Source organism: Mesorhizobium silamurunense (genome assembly GCF_014843825.1).
In the GTDB taxonomy this organism is placed as follows: domain Bacteria; phylum Pseudomonadota; class Alphaproteobacteria; order Rhizobiales; family Rhizobiaceae; genus Mesorhizobium; species Mesorhizobium silamurunense.
This window is the reverse complement of the sequence record NZ_JHQR01000384.1, coordinates 1-8,604: the sequence shown is the minus strand read 5'-3', so window position 1 is coordinate 8,604 and position 8,604 is coordinate 1. Positions and strand designations below refer to the sequence as shown.

Here is an 8,604-nt window from a genome sequence, read left to right as displayed (position 1 = left end):
TCGCTGCGGCCGGGCAGGGCGATGCCCAACCGACGGGAACCGTGACGCCAGCCACCGACCAGGCTGCCGATCAAGGCGACGGCGACCAGAGCGATACCGCCAAGCCAGCCGTTGCAGCGAAGCCCACTGCCGCTCCGAAGGCTGAAGCCAGGGCCCAGTCGACCAACACGCCGGCGAAGGTGCCGGTGGCGCCGCCGCGTCCGTCCGACCAGCCGGTCGACATCGTCGGCGAGGTCAAGCCCGACCAGGTCGCCTCCATCGATCCGGCGGCATCAGGCGGCGGCTCGTGGTCGATGCAGATCGCCTCGCAGCCGACGGTCGAAAGCGCCCAATCGACCTACCAGGACCTGCAGCGCCGCTACGGCAGCGTGCTCTCCGGGCGCACCGCCAACATCGTCAAGGCGGAAATCGCCGGCAAGGGAACTTTCTACCGCGTCCGCGTGCCGGCGCAGTCGCGCAACGACGCGATCAACCTGTGCACCAGCTACAAGGCGGCCGGCGGCACCTGCTTCGTGTCGCGCTGATCGTCCCAGACCGTCTCAAAGCCGGCGCCGCCGCAAGGCCGCGCCGGCTTTTCATTGTGGACGGTTCTTGGCGTTCGGACGTCGGCGGGCAGGGGTGATTCCCTTTGCGTTCCCAAAGCCCTAAGGTTCTACCCATGACCGAATCAAAATCCATGATCCTCGGCTGCGCCGGGAAATCCCTTACTGAAGATGAAATCCGTTTCTACGGCGACGAACGTCCCTGGGGCTTCATCCTGTTCGCGCGCAATGTCGGCGAGACTGAGCAGATCCGCGACCTGGTCGCTTCGATGCGCGACTGCATCGGACGGCCGGACGCTCCTGTCTTCATCGACCAGGAAGGCGGCCGGGTGCAACGCCTGCGGCCGCCGCTGGCACCGAACTATCCTGCAGGTGGGGCGCTTGGCGCCCTTTGGCGCGACGATCGCGAGGCCGGCCGCCGCGCCGCGTGGCTCCTGGCGCGGCTTCACGCCTTCGATCTGCTGCGCCATGGCATCACCGCCGACTGCCTGCCGGTGCTCGACGTCCCCATCGCGGGCGCCAGCGATGTCATCGGCGCGCGCGCCTATGGCATGGAACCCAATGCCGTGATCGAACTTGGCAAGGCTTCGGCCGAGGGCCTGATGTCGGGCGGCGTCCTGCCGGTCATGAAGCATGTTCCCGGCCATGGCCGGGCCTTTGCCGATACGCATTTCGCGCTGCCGACGGTCGACACGCCGCTCGCCGAGTTGCGGCAACATGATTTCGCCCCGTTCAAGGCGCTCAACCACCTGCCGATGGCGATGACGGCGCATGTCGTCTACAGCGCCGTCGACCCGGACAATCCGGCGACGACCTCGGCCAAGGTTGTCAACGAGCTGATCCGCGGCGAGATCGGCTTCGACGGGCTCTTGATGAGCGACGACACCTCGATGAAGGCACTTTCTGGGGATTTCCCGACAAAGGCGGCCTCGATCCTTGCGGCCGGCTGCGATCTCGTCCTTCACTGCAACGGCGTTTTCGAGGAAATGTCCGGCATCGCGTCGCGCACGACGGTGCTCGAAGGCAAGTCCCTGGCGAGAGCGGAGCGGGCGCTGGCCTATATAAAAGACGGCGATGTCGCCGACGAAAGCGCGATACGCGCGGAATTCGCCACCTATTTCGAAGCGGTGGCCTGAACCGAGGGATAGAAGGGCAAGTGGCGGAAACATTGGACAGCAGGGCTGCGAAGGCCGCACCGATGGACCGTCTGTGGGCCGAGAATGACGATTCACGTCTGACCGGCGATCCGTCGCTGGTGGTCGATGTCGCCGGCTTCGAGGGACCGCTCGACCTTCTCCTGCATCTGGCGCGCAACCAGAAGGTCGATCTCGCCCGCATCTCAATCCTGGCGCTCGCCGAGCAGTATATGGCCTTCATCGAAAAGGTGAGGGCGCTCAGACTCGAGCTTGCGGCCGACTACCTGGTGATGGCGGCGTGGCTCGCCTTCCTCAAGTCGAAGCTCTTGATCCCGAAGCAGCCGGGCGAAGAGGGCGAGAGCGGCGAGGAACTGGCGGCGGTGCTGCAATTCCGGCTGAAGCGGCTGGAAGCGATGCGCGACGCCGCAGCTCGGCTGGTCAACCGCAACCGGCTCGGCCGCGACGTCTTCGCGCGCGGCATGCCGGAAATGGTCATCGTCGAGAAGCGCAACGCCTATTCGGCCTCGCTCTACGATCTTTTGACCGCCTATGCGCAGCAGCGCCAGCGGCAGGCGATCAACAACGTGACGATCGCCCGCCGCGCCGTGTGGTCGCTGAAGGACGCACGCGACGTGCTGGCGCGGCTGGTCGGGACGATCAGCGACTGGACGGCGCTGGACAGCTTCCTCATCCAATATCTGGCGGCGCCGGAAGAGAAGCGCACCGCAGTGGCCAGTTCCTTCGCTGCGACGCTCGAAATGGTGCGCGAGGGGAAGCTGGAAATGCGGCAGGATCAGGTTTTCGCGCCGATCTACCTGCGCGGCCGCGCACAAGGGGTTAAGGCAGTCGAGGTGGTATCATGAGCGAACGTGCCAACGCTTCGGTCATTCCGTTCAAGGTCGAGGACGAGCCGGAAGACGAGATGGCCGAACAGGGTTTCATCGAGAACCCCGCCGAGCGGCTGCAGCTGTCGGAAGCCGTCCGCATGGCCGAGGCGATCATCTTCGCCAGCGCCGAGCCTGTCAGCGAAAGGCAATTGGCGGCGCGCCTGCCCGAGGGCGTGCAAATCGCGGCGGCAATGGCCGATCTGCAGGAAATCTACGCCAAGCGCGGGGTCAACCTGGTGCGGGTCGGCGACGCCTGGGCGTTCCGCACCGCCGGCGATCTCGCCTTCCTGATGAGCCGGGACTCCGTGCAGCAGAGAAAGCTCTCTCGCGCGGCGCTCGAAGTGCTGGCGATCATCGCCTATCACCAGCCGGTGACGCGGGCCGAGATCGAGGACATCCGGGGCGTCGAGACCTCCAAAGGCACGCTGGACATGCTGCTGGAAACGGAGTGGGTGAGGATGCGCGGCCGGCGCCGCACACCCGGCCGTCCCGTGACCTACGGCACGACCGATGCCTTCCTGGATCACTTCGCGCTGGAGGAGATCCGCGATCTGCCCGGCATGGAAGAGCTGAAGGGCGCTGGGCTGTTGTCGACGCGCATGCCGTCCAATTTCTCGATGCCGGTGCCGCCGGCCGATCCGGACGCGCTGGCCGAGGACGAGGATGCGCTGACCGACATCGACCTCGAGGAGCTTGGATTGCTCACGCCGCGCGTCACGGAAGAGTGACCGCCAAGCCGGTGCGAATGGTCTATTAGCAAGGGCTGCGCGGATTCGTAGCAAGGCGCTCACGCCGAAAGTGCGTGACATCCGCTAGCCATTTTATCAACTTCATTGCGGTTGTGTTTGAATCCCCGAGCGAAAACGCATAGATCATCGCCGAGGGAAAACATTCGAGAGAGATTGTTATGGGTTCATTTTCGATTTGGCACTGGATGATCGTACTGGTCATCGTGCTTCTGGTGTTCGGCCGGGGCAAGATCCCCGAGCTGATGGGCGACATGGCCAAGGGCATCAAGAGCTTCAAGAAGGGCATGGCCGACGACGACACCGCCGACGACAAGCGCACCGTCGAGCACCGTGCCGACGAGACCGTTTCGCCGGGCAAGGAAAAGGTCAGCAAGAGCTGAGCCCCGGGCTCTCGTTGGAACAGCTCTCGTTGGAATAGATTGCCATGTTCGAAGTCGGTTGGAGCGAACTGCTGGTGATCGCGGTCGTCATGATCGTGGTCGTCGGGCCGAAGGATTTGCCCACCATGCTGCGCACCTTCGGTCGCACCGCGGCCAAATTGCGCACGATGGCGGCCGACTTCCAGAAGCAGTTCAACGACGCCCTGAAGGAAGCCGAACTCGACGACGTCAAGAGTTCGATAGATAGCCTTCGCAGCCTCAATCCGATGACCGAAGTCCGCAAGCAGCTCAATCCGTTCGAGCAGGCGGCGGCCGATGTGCGGGCCGGCGTTGACACGATGATGAAGCCAAAACCGGCCGAGCCGGCTGCATCGACACCGCAGGCGGCCGAGCCGCTCAAGACCGGCGCGACGGAAATGCCCGGCATCACCGGGACCGAAGCCGCGCCGGCCGCGCCGATCTTCCCGGTCATGACCGATGCCTCCGTGGCCGTGCCAGTGGGGGAGACCGCAGTGCCGGCCCAGCCGGCGAAAAAGGCGGCGACCTCCAAGGCAAAGGCTCCGGGAGCCGCAGCGAAAACAGCAGCATCCAAGGCGTCGGCCGTGAATGCGTCGGCTAAATCCTCGCCGGCCCCGGCAAAGGCTGCTGCGCCCGCCAAGAAGGCGGCGCCTAAGGCCGAGGCAAAGCCCGCTGCGAAGAAGCCGGCCCCGAAGAAGGCCGCCGACACCAAGAAGACGGCGGGAGCCGCCAAGTGAGCGTTTCGGACAAGGAAAAGGAAGAAATCGAGAAATCGTCGGCGCCGCTGATCGAGCACCTTATCGAACTGCGCCGCCGCCTGATCTGGTCGCTCGGAGGCTTCTTTGTCGCCTTCCTCGTCTGCTTCTTCTTCGCCAAGCGCCTGTTCAACCTTTTGGTCATCCCGTTCAAATGGGCGACACAATGGGCCGGGCTCGACCCACACAAGGTCGAGCTGATCTACACCGCTCCGCAGGAGTTCTTCTTCACCCAGGTGAAGCTCGCCATGTTCGGCGGCATGGTCATCGCCTTCCCGCTAATCGCCACGCAGATCTACAAGTTCATCGCGCCAGGCCTTTATAAGAACGAGCGCAGCGCCTTCCTGCCGTTCCTGATCGCGTCGCCCATCCTGTTCCTGATGGGCGCCTCGCTGGTCTATTTCTTCTTCACCCCGATGGTGATGTGGTTCTTCCTCGCCATGCAGCAGGTCGGCACCGATGATCAGGTGCAGATCTCGCTGCTGCCGAAGGTGTCGGAATATCTCAGCCTGATCATGACCCTGATCTTCTCCTTCGGCCTGGTGTTCCAGTTGCCGGTGGTGACCAGCCTGCTGACGCGCGTTGGCCTGCTGTCGTCGCAGGCGCTGGCCGAGAAGCGCAAATGGGCGATCGTCCTTTCCTTCGTGGTTGCTGCGGTGCTGACGCCGCCCGACCCGATGAGCCAGTGCGGCCTCGCCATCCCGACCATCCTGCTCTACGAGGTCGCCATCTGGTCCTCGCGCATGATCGAGCGTAGCCAGGCACGCGATCGCCTGGCGCGCGAGCAGCAGGAAGAGGCGAGCTCGGTCGCGGAAAAGACGCCTGACGCGTCGTCGACCTAGTCGCGAACTCGTCCAACGCCAGGAAATTGCGGCAGTGCGGTTACCCGCCGTCTTGCATCGATGACGGATGCGGTTTACGCCCTCTGGCCTCAGCCAGGAGCGTTTAGACCATGCTTGACATCAAATGGATTCGCGACAACCCGAAGGCTCTGGTCGATGCGCTGGTGAAGCGCTCGTGGTCGGCCGATGACGCGCAGTCCACCGTCGAGGACCTGATCGCCAGGGACGAGGCGCGCCGCGCGCATCTCAGCGAATTGCAGGTCAAGCAGGAACGCCGCAACGCCGCCTCGAAGGAGATCGGCAATGCCATGCGTTCGGGCGACGCCGCGCTTGCCGAAAAGCTCAAGGCCGAGGTCGGCGACATCAAGGCGTTCATCCAGAACGGCGAGGCGCGTGAGCGCGAGCTCGACAAGGCGCTGGACGATGCGCTCGCGGTGCTGCCCAATGTCCCGCTCGAGGACGTGCCGGTCGGCAAGGACGAGCACGACAATGTCGTGAAGCGCATCGTTGGCGAGGTGCCGACGCGCCGGAACTGGGTGAAGGAGCATTTCGAGATCGGCGAAGCGCTCGGCATGATGGATTTCGAGCGCGCGGCGAAACTGTCGGGGTCGCGCTTCACCGTGCTGAAGAGCCAGCTCGCGCGCATGGAACGCGCGCTCGGCCAGTTCATGCTCGATCTGCACACGACCGAACACGGCTATCAGGAGATCCAGCCGCCGCTGATGGTGCGCGACGAAGTGCTTTTCGGCACCAACCAGCTGCCGAAATTCGAGCTGGACCTGTTCTTCACGCCGCATGGCGACGGGCGCCTCGGCCTGATCCCGACAGCCGAGGTGCCGCTCACCAACCTGGTGCGCGAGGAGATCACCGCGCATGAAAAGCTGCCGCTGCGCTACACGGCGCTGACGCCGTGCTTCCGCTCGGAAGCGGGCTCGGCGGGTCGCGACACGCGCGGCATGCTGCGCCAGCACCAGTTCTACAAGGTCGAACTCGTCTCGATCACCGACCAGGAGACCTCACTCGCCGAGCATGAGCGCATGACGCAATGCGCCGAGGAGGTGCTGAAGCGGCTCGGCCTGCCGTTCCGCACGGTGACGCTGTGCACCGGCGACATGGGCTTTGGCGCGCGCAAGACCTACGACATCGAGGTCTGGCTGCCGGGACAGAACGCCTATCGCGAAATCTCGTCCTGCTCGGTCTGCGGCGATTTCCAGGCCAGGCGCATGGACGCCCGCTACAAGGACAAGGACGGCAAGGGCAACCGCTTCGTCCATACGCTCAACGGCTCGGGCACCGCGGTCGGCCGCGCTCTCATTGCCGTCATCGAGAACTACCAGAATGAGGACGGCAGCGTAACCATTCCTGAAGTGCTGCGGCCTTACATGGGTGGTCTCGCCAAGATCGAATCGAAATGAGCTTATGCGCATCCTGCTGACCAACGATGACGGCATCCATGCCGAGGGGCTGGCGTCGCTCGAACGCATCGCCCGCACGCTGTCGGATGACGTCTGGGTGGTGGCGCCGGAGCAGGACCAGTCCGGCTACGCGCATTCGCTGTCGATCTCGGAGCCGCTGCGGCTAAGGACGGTCGGCGAGAAGCACTATGCCGTGCGCGGCACGCCGACCGATTGCGTCATCATGGGTACGAAAAAGATCCTGCCCGGTCCGCCCGACCTCATCCTGTCGGGCGTCAATTCCGGCGCCAACATCGCCGACGACGTAACCTATTCCGGCACCGTCGCCGGCGCCATGGAAGGCGCGCTGCTCGGCATCCGCTCGATCGCGGTGAGCCAGGCCTACTCCTATGTCGGCGAGGACCGCGTCGTCCCTTACGAGACGACCGAGGCGCTGGCGCCGGCGCTGCTGAAGAAGCTGATCGCGACACCGCTGCCGGAAGGCGTGCTGCTCAACGTCAATTTCCCGAACTGCGCGCCGGACGAAATCGAGGGCACGGTCGTCACCTCGCAAGGCAAGCTCGTGCACAGCCTCTGGGTCGACGAGCGCCGCGACGGCCGCGGCCTGCCTTACTACTGGTTGCGCTTCGGCCGCGAGCCGGTCGAAGGCAAGAAGGGCACCGACCTTTACGCGTTGCGCAACCGGCTGGTGTCGGTGACGCCGCTGCAGCTCGACCTTACCGCCCATGAACTCCGCGACCAGCTGACCAAGGCGCTCTCATGAATACGGCCATTGACGACCGCGAAGGTTTTGCCGCTTTCCTGCTCCGCCTGCGAGGCAGGGGAACAGCGCCGAAGGCGCTGGTCGCCGCCTTCGAGGCGACGCCGCGCCGCGGCTTCCTGTCCGCGCAGTTCCATTCCGTCGCCTGGTCGGAAGGCATGCTGCCGATCGAATGCGGCGAAGCGATCGAGGGCGCGGACCTGCAGGCGGCCGTCATCGCGGCTTTGGCCATCGAGCCGGGCAACCGTGTGCTCGAGATCGGCACCGGGTCGGGCTATACGGCCGCCGTGATGTCCAGACTTGCCGCGCGTATCGTCACCATCGACCGCTACAAGACCTTGACCGAGCAGGCAAAACAGCGTTTCGAGGCGCTCGGCATCAGCAATGTCATCGTGCGCCAGGCCGACGGCTCCAACGGCCTGCACAACGAAGGGCCGTTCGACCGCATCCTTGCCTGGGCGGCTTTCGACAGCCTGCCGCGCTTCCTGCTCGATCAATTGTCGAGCGGTGGCGTCGTCATAGCGCCGATCGGCCCAGAGGAAGGCGAGCAGGTGCTGGCCAAGCTCACCAAGGTCGGCAGCCGTTTCGAGCGCGAGGACATCGGCATGGTCAGGCTGCAGCCGGTCCTGCGCAGCGTCGCCGCGGTGATCTAGCCAGCGCCAGGCGGCCCCGCCAAAATTTCCTCGCATGTTTTAAGAAAATTTTCGACGGATTCTAATGGGTTAACCGCCCAGTAACATTAACGCGCTTTAATCATGACCAGTTTGTACCGGGTCTGTGCGGGTTAGTGCGATGCAATTCAATGGTTTGAAGGCAAACGGACGCAATCTGGCGCGTGGCTGCGCCGTCCTCATGATCGCCGGCGCCGCGGCAGGGTGCAGCTCGCAGGCGATGCGCTTCAATGGTGTCGACGACGTCTTCACCTCGTCCACCAACAATCAGCGCGCCATCATCAACAAGCAGAGTGCCGACCAGCCCTATCCGGGCGATACGGTGGCGCCAGCACCCGTCGACGGAACCCACACCCAGTCGGTGAGCCGCTCCAGCCTCGAACCGGTGACGTCCCAGCAATTGCCGCCGCCCTCGGCGCCGGCTGCCGCGCCCGCCAAGCCGATGCGCA

At 64.6% G+C, this 8,604-nt stretch carries 10 protein-coding genes and 1 pseudogene; all 11 read left to right on the top strand.

The window, feature by feature from the left end:
* Positions 1 to 524, top strand: a 524-nt coding sequence (locus DH10_RS34245; RefSeq protein WP_192385854.1) for an SPOR domain-containing protein, incomplete at its 5' end; no start/stop codon positions are given.
* 134 nt (positions 525 to 658) lie between these two features.
* A complete protein-coding gene (gene nagZ, locus DH10_RS34240) occupies positions 659 to 1,678 on the top strand; it encodes a beta-N-acetylhexosaminidase (protein ID WP_192385853.1) in 1,020 nt (339 codons plus the stop codon).
* 62 nt (positions 1,679 to 1,740) lie between these two features.
* Entirely contained in the window at positions 1,741 to 2,541 is an 801-nt protein-coding gene (locus tag DH10_RS34235) for a segregation and condensation protein A (protein WP_192245970.1), read from the top strand.
* Complete coding sequence (scpB, locus tag DH10_RS34230; RefSeq protein WP_192245968.1) at positions 2,538 to 3,293, top strand: SMC-Scp complex subunit ScpB; 756 nt, start codon at positions 2,538 to 2,540, stop codon at positions 3,291 to 3,293. The genes DH10_RS34235 and scpB overlap by 4 nt, the downstream gene beginning before the upstream one ends.
* Before the next feature lie 179 nt (positions 3,294 to 3,472).
* Positions 3,473 to 3,694, top strand: a complete 222-nt coding sequence (locus tag DH10_RS34225) for a twin-arginine translocase TatA/TatE family subunit (RefSeq protein ID WP_192245966.1) — start codon at positions 3,473 to 3,475, stop codon at positions 3,692 to 3,694.
* 44 nt (positions 3,695 to 3,738) lie between these two features.
* Positions 3,739 to 4,449: a Sec-independent protein translocase protein TatB gene (gene tatB, locus DH10_RS34220; RefSeq protein WP_192245965.1), complete on the top strand. Its 711-nt coding sequence runs from the start codon at positions 3,739 to 3,741 to the stop codon at positions 4,447 to 4,449.
* Positions 4,446 to 5,309 carry a twin-arginine translocase subunit TatC gene (gene tatC / locus DH10_RS34215; RefSeq protein WP_192245964.1) on the top strand — a complete coding sequence of 288 codons (864 nt, stop codon included), beginning with the start codon at positions 4,446 to 4,448 and terminating at the stop codon, positions 5,307 to 5,309. The genes tatB and tatC overlap by 4 nt, the downstream gene beginning before the upstream one ends.
* Before the next feature lie 110 nt (positions 5,310 to 5,419).
* Positions 5,420 to 6,724, top strand: coding sequence for a serine--tRNA ligase (serS, locus tag DH10_RS34210; RefSeq protein ID WP_192245962.1), 1,305 nt, complete (start codon positions 5,420 to 5,422; stop codon positions 6,722 to 6,724).
* A 4-nt stretch (positions 6,725 to 6,728) separates the two neighbouring features.
* Positions 6,729 to 7,487, top strand: a complete 759-nt coding sequence (surE, locus tag DH10_RS34205) for a 5'/3'-nucleotidase SurE (protein ID WP_192245961.1) — start codon at positions 6,729 to 6,731, stop codon at positions 7,485 to 7,487.
* The gene (locus DH10_RS34200; protein ID WP_192245959.1) at positions 7,484 to 8,137 is read left to right on the top strand and encodes a protein-L-isoaspartate(D-aspartate) O-methyltransferase; all 654 of its coding nucleotides are present in this window, start codon (positions 7,484 to 7,486) and stop codon (positions 8,135 to 8,137) included. Before surE ends, DH10_RS34200 begins: the two co-directional genes overlap by 4 nt.
* Before the next feature lie 139 nt (positions 8,138 to 8,276).
* Positions 8,277 to 8,604, top strand: a pseudogene (locus DH10_RS34195) (peptigoglycan-binding protein LysM); the annotation flags it as partial.

Bases quoted from the DNA above. Each gene is read 5' to 3' on its own strand.
- nagZ (WP_192385853.1), top strand. From the start codon at position 659: ATGACCGAATCAAAATCCATGATCCTCGGCTGCGCCGGGAAATCCCTT.
- DH10_RS34235 (WP_192245970.1), top strand. From the start codon at position 1,741: ATGGACCGTCTGTGGGCCGAGAATGACGATTCACGTCTGACCGGCGAT.
- scpB (WP_192245968.1), top strand. From the start codon at position 2,538: ATGAGCGAACGTGCCAACGCTTCGGTCATTCCGTTCAAGGTCGAGGAC.
- DH10_RS34225 (WP_192245966.1), top strand. From the start codon at position 3,473: ATGGGTTCATTTTCGATTTGGCACTGGATGATCGTACTGGTCATCGTG.
- tatB (WP_192245965.1), top strand. From the start codon at position 3,739: ATGTTCGAAGTCGGTTGGAGCGAACTGCTGGTGATCGCGGTCGTCATG.
- serS (WP_192245962.1), top strand. From the start codon at position 5,420: ATGCTTGACATCAAATGGATTCGCGACAACCCGAAGGCTCTGGTCGAT.
- surE (WP_192245961.1), top strand. From the start codon at position 6,729: ATGCGCATCCTGCTGACCAACGATGACGGCATCCATGCCGAGGGGCTG.
- DH10_RS34200 (WP_192245959.1), top strand. From the start codon at position 7,484: ATGAATACGGCCATTGACGACCGCGAAGGTTTTGCCGCTTTCCTGCTC.